Raw genomic sequence first — 23,166 nt, 5'->3', positions numbered from 1 at the left:
TAGCTTGTGGGCATGAGCACCCGACCGAAAACCATCGTCATTACCGGCGTTTCCAGCGGCGTGGGCCGGGCCACCGCCGAGGCCCTGCTGCAGCGCGGCTACCGCGTCTTCGGCAGCGTGCGCCGCCCGGCCGACGCGGCGGCGCTGCAGCAGGCGCTGGGCCCGCAGTTTACGCCCCTGCTCTTCGACGTGACGGACGCGGCGGCCATTGCTACGGCGGTGGCGCAGGTGCAGACCGAGCTGGCCGGCGCGCCGCTGACGGCCCTGATCAACAACGCCGGGGTGGCCTTCGGCGGACCCTTGCTTTACCAGCCCATCGAGGTGGTGCGGCAGCATTTCGAGGTGAACGTGGTGGGACTGGTGCAGGTCACGCAGGCGTTTCTGCCGCTGCTGGGTGCCCGCCCCGATTTCACCGGCACGCCCGGCCGCGTCATCAACATCGGCTCGGTGAGCGGGCAGGTGGCGGCGCCCTTCGTGGGGGCTTACGTGGGCTCGAAGCACGCGCTGGAGGGCCTGTCGGCCAGCTGGCGGCGAGAGCTGCAGCTGTTCGGCGTCGACGTCATTCTGATCGGGCTGGGGGTGACCAAGACGCCCATCTGGGGCAAGGGCATCGATCTGGACGCCTACCGCGACACCCCGTATTACGGCCCGGCGCAGCGCTTCGTGCGGTACGTGCAGCAGACCATTGCCGCGGGCCTGACGCCGGAATACGTGGCCCGGCGGCTGGTGGGCATTCTCGAAAGCCCGCGCCCCCGGGTGCGCTACGCCATCGTGCCGGACGTGCTGCGGGCCTGGGTGGTGCCGCGCCTGCTGCCCGCCCGCTGGCTCGACCGGCTGCTGGGCCGCAGCATCGGGCTGCTGCCGAAAGAGCAGCGCTAAGCCCGACTTCGCCGCGCCGGGGGTTGCCCTTGGCCGGGCTTTCGGCTAACTTGCGGCCCCTTCGGCCGGCCGGCCCCTCGGTTTGCCGGAGCTTAACTCACTAAATCACCATTTCACCATTTCACTGATAGATGGGACGCGCGTTTGAATTCCGCAAAGGCCGCAAAATGAAGCGCTGGGACCGAATGTCGAAAGACTTCACCCGCATCGGGCGCGAAATCGTCATTGCCGTGAAAGAAGGCGGCGCCAACCCCGACACCAACTCGCGCCTGCGCACGGCCATGCAAAACGCCAAGGGCGTGAACATGCCCAAGGACCGCGTGGAGGCCGCCATCAAGCGCGCTTCGTCGAAGGAAGAAGGCAACTACTCGGAGGTGGTGTACGAAGGCTACGCCCCGCACGGGGTGGCCATCGTGGTGGAAACGGCCACCGACAACCCCACCCGCACCGTGGCCAACGTGCGCATGTACTTCAACCGCGGCAACGGCGCCCTGGGCACGGCCGGCTCCTCCGACTTCACTTTCACCCGCAAGGGCGTGTTCAAGCTGGCCGCCGAAGGCCTCGACGCCGAGGAGCTGGAGCTGGAACTGATTGACTTCGGGGCCGACGACATCTACGAGGACTCGGAGGAAGACGAGCACGGCCATGAAAAGCACTACATCGTGGTGGAAACGGCCTTCAGCGACTTCGGCCAGATGCAGAAAGCCCTGGAGCAGAAGCAGCTGAACGTCATCAGCGCCCAGTTGCAGCGCATTCCGAACACCACCGTGCACCTGGAAGGCGAGCAGCTGGAAGAGGTGATGAACCTGATCGAAAAATTCGAGGACGACGACGACGTGCAGGCCGTGTACCACACCCTGGGCTAAGCCCCGCGACGCTCAGCGAGTTGTAGGCTCCCCCGTTGGCTTTCCGGCCGGCGGGGGAGCTTGTTTTTGGGCCCGCCGGGCGCCGGCGCGCCCGGCCGGACTTGGCAAGGTCCAATCAAATCAATATTTTCCCAGCGAATACCGAAGGCCGGAGCATGGTTTTGATTGTACAACGCGGGGGGGAACGGGTGCAGCGGGCAAAGCCGGGGCGGGCCTGAATGCGGCCGGCCCTGCTCCTGTGGCTGCTGCTGCTCGCCCTGCCGGCGCGGGCCCAACTGCGCGTGTCGCCCGCGGCCACCGTGCAGCTGCGCCTGCTGCTGGCCCTCACCGAGCACTACCGCATTCCGGGCCTGCAGCTGGTTTACACCGCCCCCGACGGCCGCACCACCACCCTTAGCCAGGGCGTGCAGTGCCGGGGCGAGCAGCCGGCCGTCGACGACCACACCGTGTTTCAGGCCGCCTCGCTGAGCAAGCCGGTGTTTGCCTACCTGGTGCTGCGCCTCGTCGACCGCGGCGTGCTGGACCTGGACGCGCCGCTGGCCCGCTACGGGCTGCCGCACAAGCACCCGCAGAATCAGCTGGTGGCCGCCCGCATCACGGCCCGCATGGTGCTGCGCCACACCAGCGGCCTGCCCCACTGGGCCGAATACGCCGACCACGTCACGCGCTGGCAGCAAAACGTGCTGACCCTGAAATACCCGCCCGACAGCCTGTGGCACTACTCCGGCGAGGGCTACGCCTACCTGCAGCAGGTGGTGGAGCACCTGACCGGCAAGGACCTGCAGCAGCTGGCCCGGGAAGAGGTGTTCGGGCCCCTGGGCATGGCCGACAGCAGCTTCGGCTGGGACGCGCGCTTCACGGGCCGCCTCTGCGCGGGCCACGACAGCACCGGCACGCCCACCCTGCGCCGCCGTTTTCGCGAGCCCAGCGCCGCCTTCAGCCTGGTGAGCACCGCCACCGACTACAGCCGCTTTGTGCGGGCGCTGGCCCAGGGCACCGGGCTGCGGCCCGCCACCCACCAGCTGCTGCTCACGGCCAGCGGCCCGGCGGCCCGTTGCGGCCCGCCCGGCAGCGCGGGGGCGCACCTGGGCTGGGGCCTGGGCGTGGGCCTGCAGGAAAGCAGCCGCGGCCGCGCCCTCTGGCACTGGGGCGACAACGTGGACTTCCGGAACTTCTTCCTGGTTTTCGCCGATACCGGCGAGAGCGTGGTGTTTCTGACCAACAGCGAAAACGGCCTGCGCGCCGCCCCGCCGATTCTGAATCTCTTCCTCGGCCCCGATGAGTACTGGGCCCTGCAGTGGCTGCAGGAGCGGTAGTCACCCGAGGGCCGCTGCCCGCTATATTGGGCCGGGTAGTAGCCCCTTATCCGATGCGTACAGCTTTATTCCTGCCCGCGGCCCTGCTCCTGCTCGGCTGCCAGCCCCAGCCCGATCCGCAAGCCACGGCCCAACCAGGCCACCTGAATCAGCTCACCCAGCTGCAGCACCGGCTGCAAACGCAGCAGGACACGCTGCGGCGGCTGCGCCGCCGGCTGGATTCGACGCAGCGGCAGCTGGAAGAAACGGCGCTGGCGGCCAATGCCCTGCTTCCCGCCGGCACGGCGCCGGCTCCCGGCGGCCGGCTTCGGCCGGCGCAGGTGCCAGCGGGCACGCTGTACGGCAAGCCGGCCGCGGTGGCGCTGGCCGATACCGAAATGGCCGAGGTGCTGAGCCTGGCCGACTCGACCAGCAGCGGCGCCGGCCCGGAGTTTAGCGTGAAAGCCTACCGCGTGTGCAACGGCCCGGCCGACGCCACCCTGGAGTTCTGCAACTGCTCGCACTACGTGTACCTGGCCCTGGACACCGGCGACCTGCCCTACGAGTACCGGCTCTACCGCGTCGGGCCCTTCTACCAGGCGCAGCTGGCCGGCTGGGCCCAAGACGGCGAGCAGCCCGTGCTGCGCATCCGCCACGACATCAAGGGGCGCCGGCAGACCGATGCCTTCCGCATCGGCTGGAAGGGCGTACAGCGGCTGTAGGGGCGCGGTTGCAAATCCGGCCGTGCCGGTAGGAATACGCCCGGCAATGCCCTAGTTTCAGGGCTTCGCACTCCTGACCCGCTCCGCCATGCGCCTGTCCCGCCTTTTGCCCGCCGGCCTGCTGCTGCCGGCCCTGCTCGCCGCTTGCTCTTCCCCATCGGCCGACCCGGCCGCCGCGCCCCCCGGCCCGGCCGCGGCCTACTTCCGCGGCGACACGGCCCGCGTGAAAACCGGCGGCGTGCAGCTCATTCCCATCACCACGCCCAAGGGCCGGTTCAACGTGTGGACCAAGCGCTTCGGCCACAACCCGCGCATCCGGCTGCTGCTGCTCAACGGCGGGCCCGGCGCCACCCACGAGTACTTCGAGTGCATGGAGAGCTTTCTGCCGCAGAAGGGCATTGAGTTTATCTACTACGACCAGCTGGGCTGCGGCAACTCCGACAACCCCCGGGACACCAGCATGTGGAGCCTGCCGCGCTACGTGGAGGAAGTAGAGCAGGTGCGCCAGGCGCTTAAGCTAGATAAGGACAACTTCTACCTGCTGGGCCACAGCTGGGGCGGCATCCTGGCCGCCGAGTACGCCCTGAAGTACCAGCAGCACCTGAAGGGCCTCGTCATTTCCAACATGATGATGAGCGTGCCCGACTATGGCCGCTACGCCGAGAACGTGCTGGCCCCGCAGCTGAAGCCCGAAGTGCTGCGCGAAATCCGGCAGATCGAAGCCCGCAAGGATTTCCAGAACCCGCGCTACATGGAGCTGCTGCTGCCCAACTTCTACGTGGAGCACATCCTGCGCCTGCCGCTGGACCAGTGGCCCGAGCCGGTGAACCGCTCCTTCGCCAAGATGAACCAGTCGCTGTACGTGACCATGCAGGGCCCCAGCGAGTTTGGCGTGGCCGGCAAGCTGCTGCGCTGGAACCGGGTGCCCGACCTGCCCAAACTCGCCGTGCCCGTGCTCAGCATCGGCGGCAAGCACGACACCATGGACCCCGAGCACATGCGCATGGTAGCCCAGAAAGTGCAAAATGGCACGGCCCTGATCTGCCCCAACGGCTCGCACATGAGCTTCTACGACGACCAGCCGACCTACATGGCGGGGCTCACGAAATGGATGCTGGCGGTGGACCGGGGGGAGAAGAAGGTGGCGCTGTGAATACCTATTGCCGGTTGTTGGTGGCCGAAGCCCTCTTCGGGGAAGGCGTTGGCTACCTTGAATACGAGGCGGCCAATGAGCCCCGGCGCCAGGCCAACGACTACGCAGGCCTGCTGCTGTTCGCCTGGTACGCCGACGCGGGCCTCCAGGGCACCTGCTTGCTCTCCGACCAACGCCTGCTTGGCACCGTACCGGCAGCCGAACAAAGCGACCATGCCACGTTCGCAGCCAAGTAGCAACAAGCCCTGCTGATGAATAATCCTCGGCTTGCCATCGGGAAGCGGGAACAACTAACGGCCGAGGATGTGCAGGCCATCCGGGCAGCGTGGTTCTGGAACTGAGTCCGTTGCCCGGTCTCGCCAAGGCCCGCCGTAGCGTTCCGTTACGGCGGGCCTTGTTTTTGGGTCGTTGCGGCGGCGCCCTGGCAATTACGCAGGGGGATGCTCTACCCAGTCAACACCCCCTTACGCAAACCCTACCGCTCTTTCCGCGACGCGAAACCCGCCCTGCGCACAGCCTAACCTTACCCACGCACCCCGAAGCCCCTTCTACGCCTCAGGAAACACTCCTAACACGAAGCAAAGCACTTCTTACGCAAGGCAAAACGTCCTTCCCCCTGCGCATAAGCGGCCCGTTGCGCTACCGTAGCCCTCCTTTCGCCGCCGAGAGGGGGCCGGGGGGTGAGGTCTTCGTAACTTGCGCCTTCTTTTCCCTACTGCCATGCCTACCCGTCTCAATAAGTACATCAGCGAAAGCGGCATCTGCTCGCGCCGCGAAGCCGACCGTTTCATTGAGCAGGGCGTGGTGTTCGTCAACGGCAAGCGCGCCGAGGTGGGCACCCAGGTGGAGCCCACCGACAAAGTGGTGGTCAACGGCAACCGCATCGAGCCGCGCGCAGCCGAGGACGCCATCTACATTGCCTTCAACAAGCCGCCGGGCATCACCACCACCACCGAGCGGGGGGTGAAGGACAACATCATCCGCTACATCAAGCACTCGGAGCGCATCTTCCCCATCGGCCGCCTCGACAAGGAGTCGCAGGGCCTGATCTTGCTGACGTCCAACGGCGACATCGTCAACAAGATTCTGCGCGCCGGCAACCAGCACGAGAAGGAATACATCGTGATGGTGGACAAGCCCCTGACCGACGCCGTGCTGGAGAGCATGCGTCAGGGCGTGCCCATGCTGGGCACCATCACCAAGCCCTGCCCGGTGCAACGGGAAACCGACTACATCTTCCGCATCACCCTGGTGCAGGGCCTGAACCGGCAGATTCGCCGCATGTGCGAGTTTTTCGGCTACGAGGTGGTGCAGCTGGAGCGCATCCGGGTGATGCACATCACCCTGAAGGGCCTGGGCGTGGGCGACTGGCGCGAGCTGACCGACAAGGAATTGAAAGTGCTCTTCGAGAACATCGAGCACTCCAGCGGTACCACCCGCACCCGCCGCGTCCGGGGCGAGAAAACCCCGCAGCAGATAGCCAGCGAGGAATGGCTGAGCGAGGCCCCGCGCCCGAAAGAGGCCAAGCCCCGCCCCAAAACCTACGGCGCCGAGGCCAAGGCCAAGGGCCGCCACCGGCCGGGCACGGGCAAGCCGAAGGCTGCCGCGCCCGGCAAGGCCGCCCCCGCCAATGCCGCCCCGAAGCCCGCCAGCAAAGCCCCGCGCAAAGCCGCCGGCAAGCCGGCGGCCCGCGCCGCCCGCCCCAATACCAGCGGCGGCCGGGGCCGCCAAACCGGCCGCTAACCCGCTACCAATCCAACCGTTGCCACCCCCCAGCCACCGCCCCGACCCAGGGAGGCCGGCCCCCCAAGCCCGAATGCTATGCTGATGCGTCTTGCCCCGCTGCTGCGCGGTGCGGTGGGCTGCCTGTGGCTGGCCAGCTGCGCCAGCCCCGCCCCCGCCCCTGCCACCCTGTTCACGCCGCTTTCCCCGGACAGCACCCACGTCACGTTCAACAACGTTCTGCGGGAAGACAAGGAGGTGAACGGCTTCGTGCAGGCCACGGCTTACATGGGCGGGGGCGTGGCCATCGGGGACGTGAACAACGACGGCCGGGAGGACATCTACTTTTCGTCCAACCAGGCCCCCAACCAGCTGTACCTGAACCGCGGCGGCCTGCGCTTCGAGGACGTGACGGCGGCGGCCGGCGTGGCGGCGCCGGGCACCTGGAAAACCGGCATCACGATGGTGGACGTGAACGGCGACGGGCGGCTGGACCTGCACGTGTGCCGCTCGGCGGTGGCGCCCGGCAGCAACAGCCGCAACCAGCTGTTCATCAACCAGGGCAACTCCCCGCAGGGCATCCCGCGCTTCCGGGAGGAAGCCGCCGCCTACGGCCTCGCCGACCCGGCCAACAGCATGCAGGCCGTCTTTTTCGACTACGACAACGACCACGACCTGGACATGCTCCTGGTCAACTACAACTCCGAGCGGGTGACCACGCTGGATGAAGATTTCATCCGCCGCGCCCTGGCCACGCCCGACTCCCTGAACGGCCTCAAGCTCTACCTCAACCAGCTCGACGCGGGCCGCGCGCACTTCGAACTGGACGCGCGCAGCCAGATTCGCAACACCACCTTCACGCACGGGCTGGCCGCCACCGCGGCCGATCTGAACCTGGACAACTGGGCCGACCTATACGTGTCGAACGACTTTGAGGCCCCGGACTACCTCTACCTCAACCAGCGCAACCGCACCTTCCGGAACCAGAGCCGCCAGCAGCTCGGGCACACGTCCACGTTTTCGATGGGCAACGACATTGCCGACGTCAACAACGACGGCCTGCTGGACATCCTGACCCTGGACATGCTCCCCGAGGACTTTCGGCGCCAGAAGCTGCTGATGGGCGACGAAAGCTTTGAAGTCTTCCAGATGCGCGTACGGGCGGGGCTGCACCGGCAGTTCATGCGCAACATGCTGCACCTCAACAACGGCGACGGCACCTTCGCCGAAGTAGGGCAGCTGGCGGGCATCTCTAATACCGACTGGAGCTGGGCGCCCCTGCTGGCCGATTACGACAACGACGGCCTGAAGGACCTGTTCGTGACCAACGGCTTTTTGCACGACTACACGAACATGGATTTCGTGCGCCGCTCCGGCGACTCCATCGACATGCGCCAGGGCAACATCTCCAAGGAAGCCCTGTACCGGCTGGCCAAGCAGGTGCCGGCGACCCGGCTGAGCAACTACGTCTTCCAAAACCAGGACGGCGTGAGGTTCCGGCCGATGAACGCGGCCTGGGGCATCAGCGCGGCCGCCAACAGCAACGGCGCCGCCTACGCCGACCTGGACAACGACGGCGACCTGGACCTGGTGGTGAACAACCTGAACGAGCCCGCTTTTGTGTACCGCAACAACACCCGCCACCGGGGCGCGGCCAACGGCTACCTGCGCGTGAAGCTGCAGGGCGCGGGCCACAACTCCTACGGCGTGGGGGCCAAAGTGACCGTGCACGGCGGCGGCCGGCACCAGTTGCTGGAGCAGCTGCTGGTGCGCGGCTTTCAGTCCAGCGTGTCGCCCGTGCTGCACTTCGGGCTCGGCGCGGCGGCCGTCATCGACTCGGTGCAAGTGCAATGGCCCGGCGGCGCCGCCCAGACACTGCGGAACGTGAAGCCCAACGGCCTGCTCACGCTGCGCGAAACCGAGGCCGGCCCCGCCCCCCGACCTGGCGCCCCGCGCTTCCGGCCGGTGTTCACGGCCGTGCCCTCGCCCGTGCCGGCCGTGTGCCCCGAAAACGACGTCAACGACTTCAAGCGCCAGCCCCTGCTGCCGGCCAGCCTCTCGTACGGCGGGCCCTGCCTGGTTTCGGCCGACGTGAACGGCGACCAGCGGCCCGACCTCTTCGTGGGCGGGGCGCAGGGCCACCCGGGCCGCGTGTGGGTGCAAGGCGCCGGGGGCAGCTACGCGGAGCTGCCGCAGCCCGCGCTGGCCGCCGATGCGGCGAGCGAAGACGCCGCCGCCGCGTTTTTGGACGCGGATAACGACGGCGACCTGGACCTGTACGTGGGCAGCGGCGGCTACGACTCCTTCGAGCCCGAGGATGCGCGGCTGCAGGACCGTCTGTACCTGAACGACGGGCGCGGCCGCTTCCGCAAGAGCCCGGCGGCCCTGCCCCGCATGCGCACCAGCACCGGCACCGTGGCCGTCGCCGACATCAACGGGGACCGGTTCGCCGACCTGTTTGTGGGCGGGCGCGTGGTGCCCGGCCGCTACCCCGAAGCGCCGCGCAGCTACGTGCTGCTGAACGACGGCCACGGCCGCTTCACCGATCAGACGGCCCGGCTGGCGCCTCCGCTGCAGCGGCTGGGCATGGTGACGGCCGCCGCCTGGGCCGACCTGAACGCCGACGGCTACCCCGACCTCGTGACGGCCGGCGAGTGGCTGCCCATTCAGGTCTGGATCAGCCAGCGCGGCCGGGGGCTGCGCGAGGAAACCGCCCGTTACCTGCCCGCCACCCACACCGGCTGGTGGAACACCCTGCAGCTGACCGACCTGAACCACGACGGCCGGGTGGACATCGTGGCCGGCAACCTGGGCCTGAACTCCCAGTGCAAAGCCAGCGACGCGGAGCCCGCCGAGCTGGTATACAAGGACTTCGACGACAACGGGGCCATCGACCCCATCCTGTGCCTCTTCAACCAGGGCAAAAGCTACCCCTACGCCACCCGCGACGAGCTGCTGGACCAGATCAGCATGCTGCGCCCGCGCTTCCCCACCTACGCCCGCTTTGCCACGGCTACGCTGGCCGAGGTATTCACGCCCGAGGAGCTGAAGGGGGCCAAGCAGCTGCGGGCCAACTGCCTGCGCACCCAGTGCTACGTGAGCACGCCCGCCGGCCGCTACCGCGAAGCCGCGCTGCCCGTGCAGGCCCAGTTCACGCCCGTGTTTGCCGTGCAGCCGCTGGACTACAACCACGACGGCCACCCCGATCTGCTGCTCGGGGGCAACATCGCCCATCACCGCATCCGGTTCGGCAACCAGGACGCGGGCTTCGGCTGCCTGCTCGCCGGCGACGGCAAGGGCGGCTTCCGCTACGTGCCGCAGCGCGAAGCCGGCTTGCGCATCCGCGGCGACATCCGCAGCTTTGCGTGGCTGTCCAACACCTTACTGGTGGGCCGCAGCGCCGATTCCCTGCAAGCCTACCGCCTCCGCACGCCATGAGGTCCGTTATCTTTCTGTTGCTACTGGCCACCGGCCTGGCCGTGGGGCCGGCCTGCCGACGCGCGCCCCAGCCAGTGTCGTACGCGATGCCCGCTGCCCGCATCAACTGGGTGGTCGACCGCATGCAGCGGCTCATGCGCCAGGACGTGACCAATCCGCCCCTGGCCGCCCGCTTTTACGCTTATGCCATGCTGGCCGGCTACGAGGTCCTGGCGCAGTCAGATTCCGCCCTGGTGTCGATGCACGGCCGCCTGCGCGACTACCCGCGGCTGGCCCGGCCCGCGCGGCGCTGCCAGGCGCCGCAGCTGGCCGCGCTGTTTGCCATGCTGCACACGGCCGGCAAGCTCCAGCCCTCGGGCACGCAGCTGGCGGCGGCCGTCACGGCCCTGGGTGACAGCTGCCGCCGCAGCGGCGTGCCCGAAGAGGTAGTGGCGGAAGCGCAGGCGTACGGGCAGCAGGTGGGCACGGCGCTGCTGGCCTATGCCAAGCAGGACGGCTACAACCGCATCAGCAACTACCCGCGCTACACGCCCACGGCCGGCCGGGCCTACTGGAGCCCCACGCCACCGGCCTTTTTCGGCGCGGTGGAGCCGTATTTCAACCGGGTACGACCGTTTGTGCTGACTTCGGCCGCGCAGTTCCGGCCCGTTCCCCCCACCGCCTTCGATTCGCTGCCCGGTTCCGGCTTTGCCGGCCTCATGCGGGAGGTGTACCAGACCAGCCGCACGCTGACGGCGGAACAACGCACCATTGCGGCGTTCTGGGACTGTAACCCCTTTGCGCTGCGCGAAGACGGCCATTTGCGCCTGGGGCTCAAAAAAATGTCGCCGGGGGGGCACTGGATGGCTATTGCAGGCACCGCCTGCCGGCAGCGCAACACTGCTTTTGCCCAAACCCTGCAGATTCACGCGGTGCTGGCGGTGGTGCTCACCGATGCCTTTATCTGCTGCTGGGACGAGAAGTACCGCAGCAACCGCATCCGGCCCGAAACGGTCATCCGCCGCTACGTAGACCCCACCTGGAAACCGCTGCTGCAGACGCCGCCGTTCCCGGAGTACCTCAGCGGGCACTCCGTTATTTCAACTGCCGCCGCCGAAGTTCTCACCCGCTACTTCGGGCCCGACTTCGCCTACGCCGATGCCACGGAGCAGTCGTATGGCTTACCAACGCGGCGTTTCACTTCGTTTCGGCAGGCGGCGGCGGAGGCTGCCATTTCGCGCCTCTACGGAGGCATTCATTTCCGGGACGCCATTGAGCGGGGCCAGCAAGCGGGCCTGGCTTACGCCACCTGGGCCCTGCCCCGGCTGCTCGACCACCGTGCGGATGTGGCCGCAGCCCCCGCCCCCTAACCTTGCACCGCCCTATCCCCCGCCAGCACCCGGGCCAGGGCCTACTCTTCAGCCGCAAACCAGCCATTTGCGCTGACGATGCTTTCGGCAAAATGTTTATGACTTTTATTATAAAATGTTATATTTTTATTATTAAAATAAAGATATTATTGTAATACACAGTCCTAATGTTTTACTTTTACTATACGAACCGCGTCCTGCACTTTTCCGTCCACCCTGTTTTCTCCAGCACTACATCTTGATGCTGGGCAGGTAAGAGGGTGGTTGTGCCCGGCGTACGGACCATTCCTTTTTGCCCTAATACCCCTCCTTGATGAGTCCATTTTTACCTGGCAAGCTGCTCACACGCCGCTTGGTCGGCCTCCTGGCATTCCTGCTGCTGGGCCTGAGCACCGCCCAGGCCCAAACCTACTGGACCGGCAATGTTTCGTCGGATTGGCACAACCCCCAGAACTGGAACACGGGCGTGGTGCCCGGCAGCAATACGGCCGTGGTCGTTTCGCCCCAGCCCTATCAGGACCGCGGCTACTACTACACCACGAGCTACAGCTGCGGCTCGTGGCCAAACCGCCGCACCTGCTACAGCACCTACTGGCAGCCGGTCTACTATTATCCTCCGGCTCCGTACGCGGCGTCCACCATCACCTGCGGTTCCCTGACGGTAACCAGCAGCACCTCCCTTTACGCCACCGGCGCTATCAACTGCACTTCGCTGAGCGTAGCTAGTGGTGCCTCGCTTAGCACCAACGGAGCGTTGAGTGTAAGCGGTGATTTGACGGTTAACGGGACCCTGAATGTGCCTTCGGCAACGGTTGCCGGCAATGTTAATTATGCCACCAACACGACGGGCCTGGGGTCGGGCGGCCTGGTACTCAACGGCAGCGGCAACCAGACCCTGGTCACCAACGGCGCGGCGCTGGCAAAGCTCACGATTGACAAGTCCGCCGGCGCGGTTGTCGTCAACAACGACCTGACCATCAGCTCGCTGCTCGCGTTTACCCGCGGCATGGTGCAAACGTCGGCGACGTCGGCCATTACGATGGCAGTGGGCGCATCGGTTACGGGCGAAACTGCCGGCCGCTACGTGAAAGGCAACCTGATAACGCAGGCCAACAACGTCAGCGGCATGACCAGCTTCGGCAACGGGGTGACTATCAATGCCACCAGCCCCCTGGGCACGGTGACGGTGAAACGGACCGCCGGCCTGCAAAGCGCGGGCGTGAGCTACGGCACCAATCCGGCCAGCGGCCTGATCAAGGGCATCGACCAGATTTGGGAAATTACGCCGACGACGCAGCCGACTGCGCCGGTTCCCGTGACCTTCAACTGGGTGGCGGACAATGACAACGGGCTCACGTTTACGCAGGCCCGGGTCTGGAAGCAGGAAACGGCAGCCGACCCCTGGCGGCCGGTGGGCGGCGAAGCCAATGCGTCGGCCACGCGCTCCATCACGGTAAATGCGCCTTCGTTTTCCCGCTGGACGGTGAGCAACGTCAGCAACCCGCTGCCCGTGGAGCTGCTGCACTTCACGGCCCAGGGCCGCGGGGCCGACGCGCTGCTGCGCTGGTCCACGGCCACGGAGCACAACAACAGCCACTTCCTGGTCGAGGTCAGCACCGACGGGCACCGTTTTCAGCCGGTGGGGCAGGTGGCGGGCCGCGGCAATTCGCTGGGCCGCTCCGACTACCAGTTTGTGGATGAGCGCGTTGGCCGCTACGGCCAGGCCCTGCTGTACTACCGCCTGCGCCAGGTAGACCACGACGGCACCGAAACCATGTCGCCGCTGGTTGCGCTCTGGGTATCGGGCGACAAGGAGCTGGTGATGGAAGCCTTTCCGAACCCGTTCCGCGACAACCTGAAGCTGCGCATCAACGCCGCCGCGACGGAGCCGGCCACGCTGACGCTGCAGGACCGCCTGGGCCGCATGATCCTGAGCCAGGCCGTTCAGCTGGTAGCGGGCGTCACCACCGTGGAGTTGCCCCGCGTTTATTCCCTGGCACCCGGCATATACGTGGCCACGGTGCGAACCAAGACCAAGCAGTTCGTCACGAAAGTGGTCCGCGAGTAATCGGTGGGTTCTTCCCCCAACGCAAAGGCCCTGGCGCAAACGCGTCAGGGCCTTTGCGTTGGGGCAGTACGGCGGCCCGCGGCCCCGGAAGCGGCCGCGGCGTTGCCCGGCCGCTTCCGGGGCCGCGGCGAAACTAAATCAAGCTTCTCTCCTACCTTCGGCCCGCCAAAGCTGCCCCCTGCGGCGTTGGCGGGCCGTTTTCGTTGCCCCGAACGGCTGCTCCTTATTCTCCACAACCTCTCCCACCGCTTTATGCTCCGTACCGACTGGACGCTGGCCGAAGTTCACGCCCTCTACCACCAACCCGTGCTGCAGCTCGTAGCCCAGGCCAGCGAAGTGCACCGCCAGCACCAAACCACCGGCGAAGTACAGGTGTGCACGCTGCTCTCGGTGAAAACCGGCGGCTGCCCCGAAGACTGCGCCTACTGCCCCCAGGCCGCCCGCTACCACACCGGCGTGCAGGCCCACAAACTACTGCCCGACGCGGAGGTCATTGCGGCCGCCCAGCGCGCCAAGGACGCCGGCTCGACCCGCTTCTGCATGGGCGCCGCCTGGCGCGAAGTGCGCGACAACCGCGACTTCGACCGCGTGCTCGGCATGGTGACGGAAGTCAACAACCTCGGCCTGGAAGTGTGCTGCACCCTGGGCATGCTCAACGAGTACCAAGCCGAGCGCCTCAAGCAGGCTGGCCTCTACGCCTACAACCACAACCTCGACACCAGCGAAGACCACTACTCGAACATCATCACCACCCGCACCTACGACGACCGGCTCGACACGCTGGAGCACGTGCGCAAGGCCGGTATTTCCGTCTGCTCGGGCGGCATCATCGGGCTGGGCGAAACCGACGAGGACCGCGTGAAGATGCTGCACACCCTGGCCACGCTGCCGGCCCACCCTGAATCGGTGCCGGTGAATGCGCTGGTGCCGGTGGAGGGCACGCCGCTGGCCGAGCAGCCGCGCGTGAGCGTGTGGGAAATGCTGCGCATGATTGCCACGGCCCGCATCCTGATGCCCGGCACGATGGTACGCCTCTCGGCCGGCCGCCAGGAAATGCCGGTGACGGAGCAGGCGCTGTGCTTTCTGGCCGGCGCCAACTCCATCTTCTCCGGCGAAAAGCTGCTGACCACGCCTAACCCCGACTTCGACGCCGACAAGGAAATGTTTGCCCTGCTAGGCCTGACCCCGCGCGCCGCCTTCAAAAACCACGTGCCCGAAGGCGCCACCGTGCTGGCCGCAGTTTAAGGGCCAGAGGGTACGGGGGCAGGAATTGAGGAGGTAATTGGGCAGTCCGGTCTGCGGCGCTTGCAGGCGCCTGAGCCCGGCTACTTTCCGAACTCCTATTCACTCAAACTCGTACCCTCCTACCCGTTTACCCTCATCCCCTAAGACTTGTGGATATTCTCTTCGACCTCAACCTTGACCACGCCTACGCCGAGCACCTGCGCCAGCAGCACCCCGATTCGCTGGTGGCCCAGGAACTCATCACCGACCTCGAAGACAAAATCGGGGCGGCGGTGAACCTGGTGTGGCAGCGCCACCGCACCCTGCCCGCCGTCGGCGACCGGGTGGAGGTGGACTCGGAGTGGGTCATCATCACGGCCCGCACCTTCGGCCAGGACGGCTCGGTGTGGCTGGCGGCGGGCCGGTTCGAGGCCTGAGCCCCTGCCGCGGCGCCCGCGCTGCGGCCCTGATGTACCATGCCCGAAGCTTCTTCCCTCCTCGACCGCCTGGCCCGGCAGCTGCAGCAGCGCGAGCAGGCCGGCACCCGCCGCCGCCTGCCGCCCGCGCCGGCGGCCGCGCTGGTCGATTTTGCCTCCAACGACTACCTCGGCCTGAGCCGGCACCCGGCCCTGCGCGCCGCCGTGCAGCAGGCGGTGGCCGGTGAGCAGGCGGGCCTCGGCAGCACCGGCGCCCGCCTGCTCACCGGCAATTCGGCTGCGGCCGAAGCGCTGGAGGCCCGGATTGCCGCCCTGCACGCCGCCGAAGCCGCCCTGCTCTTCACCTCGGGCTACGCTGCCAACCACGGCTTCTTCGCCGCCGTGCCCCAGCGCGCCGACGTGATTCTCTACGACGAAGCCTCGCACGCCTCGGTGAAGGACGGCATCCGCGGCTCCTTCGCTACGGCCTACGGCTTCCGCCACAACGACGGGGCCGACCTGCGCCGCCGCCTCGCCGGCCTGCCGCTCCCGGCCGGAGCGTCGGTCTTCGTGGCCGTGGAGGCGGTGTACTCGATGGGCGGCGACCAGGCCCCGCTGCGGGAGCTGGCCGCCATCTGCCAGGATTGCGGCGCGCACCTGGTGGTGGATGAGGCGCACAGCGTGGGCGTGTACGGACCGCAGGGCGCCGGGCTGGTGGCCGAGCTAGGCCTGCAGGCGCAGGTGCTGGCCCGCGTCGTCACCTTCGGCAAGGCGCTGGGCGGACAGGGCGCGGCCGTGGTGGGCCCGGCCCTGCTGCGCGACTACCTGCTGAACTTCAGCCGGCCTTTCATCTACACCACCGCCCTGCCCGCTTACACCGTGGCGGCCCTGCAGGCGGCCTATGAGCTGCTGCCCAGCCTAGACGCCGAGCGGCAGCTGCTCCGAAGCCGGGCCGCCTACCTGGCCGGGCAGCTGGCCACCCTGCCCGGCGCCGAAGCCCCGGCCGGGCCGGGCGTCATTCAGCCCCTGCGCCTGCCGCAGCTCAGCTCGGCGCAGGTGCGGGCGGTGGCGGCGCGGGTGCAGCAGGCCGGCTTCGACGTGCGCGCCATCGTGCCGCCCACCGTACCCGCCGGGCAGCAGTGCCTGCGCATTATCGTGCACAGCTTCAACTCCGAATCCGACATCGATGGCCTCGTTTCCGCCCTCCGTGCAGCGCTGGCCTGAGCGCCCGGAACAGCTCTTCGTCACCGGCATCGGCACCGACGTGGGCAAGACCGTGGCCGCCGCCATCCTCACCCAACGCCTCGGCGCCGACTACTGGAAGCCCGTGCAGGCCGGCGGCCTCGCCCACACCGACCTCGACGAAGTGCGCCGCCTCGTCACGCACCCGGGCAGCAGCTTCCACCCCGAGCGGCACCGCCTGCAGCTGGCCGCCTCGCCCCACCGCGCCGCCGCCGCCGAGGGCGTGCTGATCCGGGCCACTGACTTTCAGCTGCCCGACACGCCCAATCACCTGGTGGTGGAGGGCGCGGGCGGGCTGCTGGTGCCGCTGGCGCCCGGCCTGCTGGTGGCCGACGTGGTGCAGCAGCTGGGGCTGGCCGTAGTGGTGGTCAGCCGGCACTACCTGGGCTCCATCAACCACACCCTGCTCACCCTGGAAGTGCTGCGGCAGCGCGGCATTCGGGTGCGCGGGCTGGTCTTCAACGGTCCCGACGACCCCATCACGGAAGACGCCATCCGGGCCTACACCGACGCGCCGGTGCTGCTGCGCCTGCGCGAGGAAACTGCCCTGACGCCCCAGGTGGTGGCAGCCTACGCCCGGCAGGTGCAGTGGCCGCCCGCCGACGCGCCCGCGCCGGCCGCTTCGCCCAACCCCAACCCCGGCTAAGGCTGGAGTTGGGCACCGTCGGCCCGGGGCAGAGGCGCATACCGGCGTCTCCTCGTTGACCATCCCGGTTGAATGACGACACCACGCGGCGCGGGCGACGAGACGCAAATATGCGTCTCTACATCCGCCTGGCGCCGCTAAAAACAGCTGCTTAGCCGGCGCTTTTCGACGGCTTGGCCCCGCCGTTTCAGCGCACTTCGCTGCCAATTCATTCGCTTTTTCTTCCCCGACATGACCTTAGCCGAACGCGACGCCGCCGTCCTCTGGCACCCGTACACCCAGATGCAAACCGCCCCGCTGCCCATTGCAGTGGTCGGCGGCGAGGGGGCCTGGCTGCTGGCCGCCGACGGCCGCCGCTACCTCGACGCCGTGGCCTCGTGGTGGGTGAACCTGCACGGCCACGCCCACCCCGCTATTGCCCGGCGCGTGAGCGAGCAGCTCGGCACGCTGGCCCACGTGATGTTTGCCGGCTTCACCCACGCCCCGGCCGTGGAGCTGGCCGAGGGGCTGCTGCGCGTGCTGCCCGCCAACCAGCGCCGGGTGTTCTACTCCGACAACGGCGCCACGGCCATCGAAGTGGCCCTGAAAATGGCCGTGCAGTACTTCTACCACCTGGGCCAGCCCGAGCGCCGCACCCTGGTGGCCTTCCGCGACTCTTACCACGGCGACACGTTCGGGGCCATGGCGGTGAGTGCGCGCTCGGCCTTCACCGCACCTTTTGCCGACTTGCTCTTCGACGTGCAGTACATCGACGTGCCGGTGCCCGGCCGCGAAGCCGAGGCCCTGGCCCAGCTCGATGCCATCCTGACAACGCACGCCGTGGCCGCCTTCATCTTCGAGCCGCTGGTGCTGGGCACGGCCGGCATGGTGATGTACGAGCCCGCCGCCCTCGACGCGCTCATCCGCCGCTGCCACGCGGCCGGTGCGCTCTGCATTGCCGACGAGGTGATGACCGGCTTCGGGCGCACCGGCCGCCTGTTCGCCGCCGAGTTTCTGCAGGAGCAGCCCGATCTGTTCTGCCTGTCGAAGGGCCTGACCGGCGGCACCATGGCCCTGGGCGCCACCACCTGCACGGCCGCCATTTACGAGGCGTTTCTGAGCGAGGACCGGGCCCGCACCTTCTTCCACGGCCACTCCTACACCGCCAACCCCGTGGCCTGCGCCGCCGGCCTGGCCAGCCTGGAGCTGCTGCTCACCCCGGAGTCGGCCGCCGACCGGGCGCGCATCGAAGCCCGCCACGCCGCGTTTGCCGAGGAGCTGCGCGGGCTGCCCGGCATCCGGGCCGTGCGCCAGCGGGGTACCATCCTGGCCGTAGAGTTCGGGGCCGATGGCAGCTCCTCCTACTTCAGCCGCCTGCGCGACGAGTTTTACGCCCTGGGTCTGCAGCGCGGCGTGGTGCTGCGCCCGCTCGGCAACATCGTGTACGTGCTGCCGCCCTACTGCATCCGCGACGAAGAGCTGGCCCTGGTGTACGAGGTGCTGCGGGCCATGCGCGAGCTGGTATTGCGCCCCGCCGGTGTGCCCGCCGCCACGCACTTGCCCGAATTTCCGCTCAATGACTAATTCCGCCCTGCCGGCCGTCGTCATCCGCGGCTGGGGCAGCGCCTCGGCTTTGGGGTTGGATTTCGCCGCGCCCGGCACCACGTCCCCATTCGTACCAGCCGCTGACGCTCCAAACCTGCCCGTAGCCGCCCTGCCGCCCGCCGCCGAAGCCGCCGTGGAGGCCCTGCGCCGCAGCCGCCCCGCCTACCGCGCCCTCGACCGCAGCGTGCTGCTGGCCCTGCTGACCGCCCGGCATGCCGTAGCACAAGCAGGCTGGTCGATTAAGACCAATTCAGCCGCGGCCCCACTATCAGAAGCTGCCGCAGCATACGAAACAGCGCCGCTGGCCGTCAGCGTCGGTTCCTCGCGCGGGGCCACTGAGCGGCTCGAAGCCTTTCACGCCGAGTTTCTGCGCACCGGCGCCGCCGCGCCCGCCGCTTCGCCGCTCACCACGCTGGGCAACGTGGCCAGCTGGGTGGCCGACGATTTGGGCGGCGCTCAAGCGGCCATCAGCCACAGCAGCACCTGCAGCACCGCCCTGCAGGCCCTGGGCAACGCCGTGGCCTGGCTGCGCGCCGGCCTGGCGCAGCGCTTCGTGGCCGGCGGCACCGAGGCCCCGCTCACCGCCTTCACCCTGGCCCAGATGCAGGCCGTGGGCATCTATTCACCGCTGCCGTCCACCGACTTTCCCTGCCGCCCCGGCGCCGGCGGCCCGTCCACCTTCGTACTGGGCGAGGGCGCGGCCGTGTTTGCCCTCGAAGCCGTGCCCGCCTCCGCCCTGCGCCCCGGCGACCTGGTGCTGGAAAGCGTGGGCTTCGGCTTCGAGGCCACCGGCACCAAAACCGGCCTTACGCCCGACGGCCAGCACTTTCAGCAGGCCATGCGCCAGGCCCTGCACCTGGCCGGCCTCGTCCCGACGGACCTCGACCTGGCCGTGCTGCACAGCCCCGGCACCCGCGCCGGCGACGCGGCCGAGCGGGCGGCGCTGGCGGCGGTGTTCGGGGTCGACTTGCCGGCCTGCACCTCCAACAAGTGGCTGCTGGGCCATACGCTAGGGGCTTCGGGGGCGCTGAGCTTGACCTGGGCGCTGGACCTGCTGCAGCGCCGGGCGCTGCCCGCGCCCCTGCCCTTCGCCAGCTGGCTGAACGAGCACCCGGCCCGCCAGCCCGCTCGGCGGGTACTGGTCAATGCGGCGGGCTTCGGGGGCAACGCGGCCTGCGCCGTGGTGCGGCGGGTGGACTAAGCCGGCAGCGGGTCGGGCAAAATGCCGTATGTTCGCCAGGCCGCGTTATTCTCACTTTCCGCTCCATGAAATCCTTCGCGCTTCTTGCTGCCGTTCTGGCCCTGCCCTTCGCCGCTACTGCCCAGCTGCCCCCGCCGCCCGCCGACACGGAAATCCAGAAGATGGTAAGTGAGCTGTCGGCCGGGCGACTCAAGGACGATATCTACAAAATGGTCAGCTTCGGCACCCGCCACACGCTCTCCGACACTAAGGACAAGAAACGCGGCATCGGGGCGGCCCGGCGCTGGGTGGAGGATGAGTTTCGCAAGTACGCCAAGGCCAGCGGCGGGCGGCTGAAGGTGGAGCAGGATACCTTCACGGTGAAGCCCGACGGCCGCCGCGTCGACGTGAAAACCGTCATGGCCAACGTGATGGCCACCCTGCCCGGCACCGACCCCAACGACAACCGCGTGTTCATCGTCAGCGGCCACCTCGACTCGCGCGTGACCGACGTGATGAACCGCACCGCCGACGCGCCCGGCGCCAACGACGACGGCTCGGGCGTAGCTACGGTGATGGAGCTGGCCCGGGTGATGTCGACGCGCCGGTTTCCGTGCACCATCGTGTTCGTGGCCGTGCAGGGCGAAGAGCAGAGCCTGATCGGCTCGGGCTACCTCGCCAAAAAGGCTAAGGCGCTGAACTGGAACGTGGTGGGCATGCTCAACAACGACATCGTGGGCAACTCCCACGGCCACGACCCGGACCTGCACGACGCGGGCCGCGTGCGCGTGTTCAGCGAAGGCGTGCCCGCCAACGAAACGCCCGAGCAGGCCCAGCTGCGCCGCCAGCTCAGCAGCGAAAACGACTCCCCTTCCCGCCAGCTGGCCCGCTACGCCAAGCAGGCCGGCGAGCAGTACGTGCCGGGCCACAAAGTGGAGCTGGAGTACCGCCCCGACCGGTTCTTGCGCGGCGGCGACCATACGCCCTTCAACCAGCAGGGCTACGCGGCCATCCGCTTCTCGGAGATGAACGAGGACTTCACCCACCAGCACCAGGACCTGCGCACCGAAGCCGGCCGGCAGTACGGCGACCTGCCCGAGTTCGTCGACTACGAGTACCTGCGCAAGAACACCGGCGTGAACCTGGCTACCCTGGCCGGCCTGGCCCTGTCCCCGGCCGCCCCGCAAAACGTGGGCGTGCTCACCGCCGGCCTCACCAACCGCACCCAGCTCAAGTGGGAAGCCCCCGCCACCGGCCCCAAGCCCGCCGGCTACGTGGTGCTCATGCGCGAAACGTCCTCGCCGGTGTGGCAGCAGCGCTTCCCGGCGCCAGGCCTCACGGCCGATCTGCCCCACAGCAAGGACAACTACATCTTCGGCGTGGCCGCGGTGGATGCCCAGGGCCACGAGAGCCTGCCGGTGATTCCGCGGCCGGTGCGGTGAGATTTTTAAGCTTTAAAACAAAAGGTAATGTTGATCTTTCAAGAAAAGAAGTTTATCAAAACTCCGTTCAACAACGAAGCGGAGTTGGAGACGGTGGTAGTAAATAATTACGAATATCTTTTTGGCCCAGATTCGTTCTATCTACCCAAAACACTAATCAAAACAGCTGATGGCTCTGGCACAATCCCTGACGGATTTGCTATTGACATCAATCAAAAGCAATGGTATATAGTAGAAGCCGAATTAGGACATCATGATGTATGGAACCACATTGCCAAACAAGTTTCAAAGCAGCTTGTAGCTTCTCAACAGACTACCACTAAAAGAAAATTAGAGGAAGTTGCTATTGATGTTTATAATTCCAACTCCTCTATCAAAGAAAAATTTAACAACCTAAGTATATCTTCAGTAGATGCCAGAAAGGTAATTAGAGATATTCTTGAAACTGATCCAATCATCGGAATTCCAATAGATCATATTCCGAATGACCTGAGAGATTGGGCAAAACAGCAGAAATACAAGGTAAAATTATGGTTAGTAAACAAATATATTGAGCTAGGCAACTCGTCTAACATAATTTTTGAGTTTCCTGAAGAATTTAAACCAACAGTAGATACAACAGAACCTGAAAAACCTAAAAACAACACTCATTTTACTAAGAGCAATATTGAGCTTTCAGATCTAATAGCAGCAGGCTTCTTAAAAGTAAACGACCCACTTATCATGTATTATAAACCCAAAAACGGCATACAGAAAAAGTATGAGGCGATTGTTCATGAGGATGGGTCACTTTCGATTCTAGGACAACTGTTCAGCAGTCCTAGTTACGCTGCCTTAGCAGGAATAAAGGATGCAGGCAGTGATAGACAAACAGTCAATGGCTGGACCTCTTGGAGAACTGCTGAAGGCATCAGTCTGTATGACTTACGAGAGAAGCTTATGTTGATGCCTGCTAGTTAAGCCCGTCGGAATGGAAAAGCCAACCCTACCATTTTGGTAGGGTTGGCTTTTTTGCACCAGTAAGCTATTAGCGAAAAATGCCTCTCCTGCCCCGTGATGGTGGTTTTGCCCTAAACATTTACCACAAACCCGCTACTGGCACGCCGGGTGCTACGGAATGCTGCCCGCCTGTTTCAGCGGACGCCCCAGCCATGTCGGACTTCCTTATCACCTTCAGCATTATTGCCGTCTTTCTGCTCCTAGGCCTGCGCATCGCGCAGGAGTACGAGCGGGCCATTGTCTTCCGCCTGGGCCGCTTCATCGGCGTGCGCGGGCCCGGCTTGTACTGGATCATTCCCTTCATCGACCGGCAGCAGACCATCGACATGCGCACCAAGACGGTGGACCTGGAGCAGCAGGAAACCATCACCAAGGACTCGGTGACCATCAAAGTCAACGCGGTGCTCTGGTTTCGGGTGGTAAACCCGGCCGACGCGGTCATTAAGGTGGCTAACTTCAACCAGGCGGTGTACCAGCTCTCCGTCACGGCCCTGCGCAACATCATCGGGCAGCACCAGCTCGACGAGGTGCTCAAGTCGCGGGAGCAGATCAACCGCACCCTGCAGCAGCTGGTGGACCAGGCCACCGAGCCCTGGGGCGTGAAGATTGAGATGGTGGAAATCAAGGACGTGGAAATTCCGGGCTCCATGCAGCGCGCCATGGCCCGCGAGGCCGAAGCCATCCGCGAAAAGCGCGCCCGCCTCATCAAGGCCGAGGCCGAGCTGGAAGCCTCCGAGAAGCTCACCCAGGGCGCCCGGCAAATGGAAGGCAGCCCGATGGCCCTGGAGCTGCGCCGCATGCAGATGCTCTCGGAAATCGGTATCGACAACAATACCACCACCGTGGTGCTCGTGCCCTCCGACTTCACCAATGCTGCCCGCGCCTTTTCGCAAATGGCCAGCCCGCCGGCCGCTCAGTAAGCACCTTGACGGATAGGTAGG

At 66.5% G+C, this 23,166-nt stretch carries 19 protein-coding genes; all 19 read left to right on the top strand.

Annotation, left to right across the window (positions count from 1 at the left end):
* Nucleotides 1-12: 12 nt before the first annotated feature.
* The 19 genes from DLM85_RS00740 to DLM85_RS00655 all read left to right on the top strand — a co-directional run bounded on the left by DLM85_RS00740 (nucleotide 13) and on the right by DLM85_RS00655 (nucleotide 23,145).
* Complete coding sequence (locus DLM85_RS00740) at nucleotides 13-879, top strand: SDR family NAD(P)-dependent oxidoreductase (protein ID WP_111476162.1); 867 nt, start codon at nucleotides 13-15, stop codon at nucleotides 877-879.
* A gap of 131 nt (nucleotides 880-1,010) precedes the next feature.
* Nucleotides 1,011-1,745, top strand: coding sequence for a YebC/PmpR family DNA-binding transcriptional regulator (locus tag DLM85_RS00735; RefSeq protein ID WP_111476161.1), 735 nt, complete (start codon nucleotides 1,011-1,013; stop codon nucleotides 1,743-1,745).
* 218 nt (nucleotides 1,746-1,963) lie between these two features.
* Entirely contained in the window at nucleotides 1,964-3,061 is a 1,098-nt protein-coding gene (locus tag DLM85_RS00730) for a serine hydrolase domain-containing protein (RefSeq protein WP_111476160.1), read from the top strand.
* Between the two features lie 53 nt (nucleotides 3,062-3,114).
* On the top strand, nucleotides 3,115-3,762 hold the full coding sequence (locus DLM85_RS00725; protein WP_111476159.1) for a hypothetical protein: 648 nt from the start codon (nucleotides 3,115-3,117) through the stop codon (nucleotides 3,760-3,762).
* Between the two features lie 88 nt (nucleotides 3,763-3,850).
* Nucleotides 3,851-4,915, top strand: coding sequence for a proline iminopeptidase-family hydrolase (locus tag DLM85_RS00720; protein WP_111476158.1), 1,065 nt, complete (start codon nucleotides 3,851-3,853; stop codon nucleotides 4,913-4,915).
* 20 nt (nucleotides 4,916-4,935) lie between these two features.
* Complete coding sequence (locus DLM85_RS00715; RefSeq protein WP_133256811.1) at nucleotides 4,936-5,151, top strand: hypothetical protein; 216 nt, start codon at nucleotides 4,936-4,938, stop codon at nucleotides 5,149-5,151.
* 484 nt (nucleotides 5,152-5,635) lie between these two features.
* Nucleotides 5,636-6,658, top strand: a complete 1,023-nt coding sequence (gene rluF / locus DLM85_RS00710) for a 23S rRNA pseudouridine(2604) synthase RluF (RefSeq protein ID WP_111476156.1) — start codon at nucleotides 5,636-5,638, stop codon at nucleotides 6,656-6,658.
* Nucleotides 6,659-6,736: 78 nt separating this feature from the next.
* Nucleotides 6,737-10,075, top strand: a complete 3,339-nt coding sequence (locus DLM85_RS00705) for a VCBS repeat-containing protein (protein WP_243635831.1) — start codon at nucleotides 6,737-6,739, stop codon at nucleotides 10,073-10,075.
* Nucleotides 10,072-11,424 (top strand): vanadium-dependent haloperoxidase, encoded by a 1,353-nt coding sequence (locus DLM85_RS00700; protein WP_111476154.1) that lies wholly within the window; start codon nucleotides 10,072-10,074, stop codon nucleotides 11,422-11,424. The genes DLM85_RS00705 and DLM85_RS00700 overlap by 4 nt, the downstream gene beginning before the upstream one ends.
* A 313-nt stretch (nucleotides 11,425-11,737) precedes the next feature.
* On the top strand, nucleotides 11,738-13,492 hold the full coding sequence (locus DLM85_RS00695; RefSeq protein WP_111476153.1) for a T9SS type A sorting domain-containing protein: 1,755 nt from the start codon (nucleotides 11,738-11,740) through the stop codon (nucleotides 13,490-13,492).
* Nucleotides 13,493-13,744: 252 nt separating this feature from the next.
* Nucleotides 13,745-14,737: a biotin synthase BioB gene (bioB, locus tag DLM85_RS00690; protein ID WP_111476152.1), complete on the top strand. Its 993-nt coding sequence runs from the start codon at nucleotides 13,745-13,747 to the stop codon at nucleotides 14,735-14,737.
* A 149-nt stretch (nucleotides 14,738-14,886) separates the two neighbouring features.
* On the top strand, nucleotides 14,887-15,153 hold the full coding sequence (locus tag DLM85_RS00685) for a hypothetical protein (RefSeq protein WP_111476151.1): 267 nt from the start codon (nucleotides 14,887-14,889) through the stop codon (nucleotides 15,151-15,153).
* Between the two features lie 39 nt (nucleotides 15,154-15,192).
* A complete protein-coding gene (locus DLM85_RS00680; protein ID WP_111476150.1) occupies nucleotides 15,193-16,356 on the top strand; it encodes an aminotransferase class I/II-fold pyridoxal phosphate-dependent enzyme in 1,164 nt (387 codons plus the stop codon).
* The gene (gene bioD, locus DLM85_RS00675) at nucleotides 16,340-17,020 is read left to right on the top strand and encodes a dethiobiotin synthase (RefSeq protein WP_243635830.1); all 681 of its coding nucleotides are present in this window, start codon (nucleotides 16,340-16,342) and stop codon (nucleotides 17,018-17,020) included. The genes DLM85_RS00680 and bioD overlap by 17 nt, the downstream gene beginning before the upstream one ends.
* Before the next feature lie 231 nt (nucleotides 17,021-17,251).
* On the top strand, nucleotides 17,252-18,583 hold the full coding sequence (bioA, locus tag DLM85_RS00670; RefSeq protein WP_111476148.1) for an adenosylmethionine--8-amino-7-oxononanoate transaminase: 1,332 nt from the start codon (nucleotides 17,252-17,254) through the stop codon (nucleotides 18,581-18,583).
* Nucleotides 18,576-19,805 carry a beta-ketoacyl synthase N-terminal-like domain-containing protein gene (locus tag DLM85_RS00665; protein WP_111476147.1) on the top strand — a complete coding sequence of 410 codons (1,230 nt, stop codon included), beginning with the start codon at nucleotides 18,576-18,578 and terminating at the stop codon, nucleotides 19,803-19,805. Before bioA ends, DLM85_RS00665 begins: the two co-directional genes overlap by 8 nt.
* A 65-nt stretch (nucleotides 19,806-19,870) precedes the next feature.
* Entirely contained in the window at nucleotides 19,871-21,226 is a 1,356-nt protein-coding gene (locus tag DLM85_RS00660; RefSeq protein ID WP_111476146.1) for a M28 family metallopeptidase, read from the top strand.
* A gap of 27 nt (nucleotides 21,227-21,253) precedes the next feature.
* The gene (locus tag DLM85_RS24855) at nucleotides 21,254-22,186 is read left to right on the top strand and encodes a restriction system modified-DNA reader domain-containing protein (protein ID WP_133256810.1); all 933 of its coding nucleotides are present in this window, start codon (nucleotides 21,254-21,256) and stop codon (nucleotides 22,184-22,186) included.
* A gap of 191 nt (nucleotides 22,187-22,377) precedes the next feature.
* Nucleotides 22,378-23,145 carry a slipin family protein gene (locus DLM85_RS00655; RefSeq protein ID WP_111476145.1) on the top strand — a complete coding sequence of 256 codons (768 nt, stop codon included), beginning with the start codon at nucleotides 22,378-22,380 and terminating at the stop codon, nucleotides 23,143-23,145.
* Nucleotides 23,146-23,166 lie beyond the last annotated feature (21 nt).

This window comes from Hymenobacter edaphi, assembly GCF_003258365.1.
Classification (GTDB): Bacteria; Bacteroidota; Bacteroidia; order Cytophagales; family Hymenobacteraceae; genus Solirubrum; species Solirubrum edaphi.
This window is presented reverse-complemented; position numbering and strand designations above follow the sequence as displayed.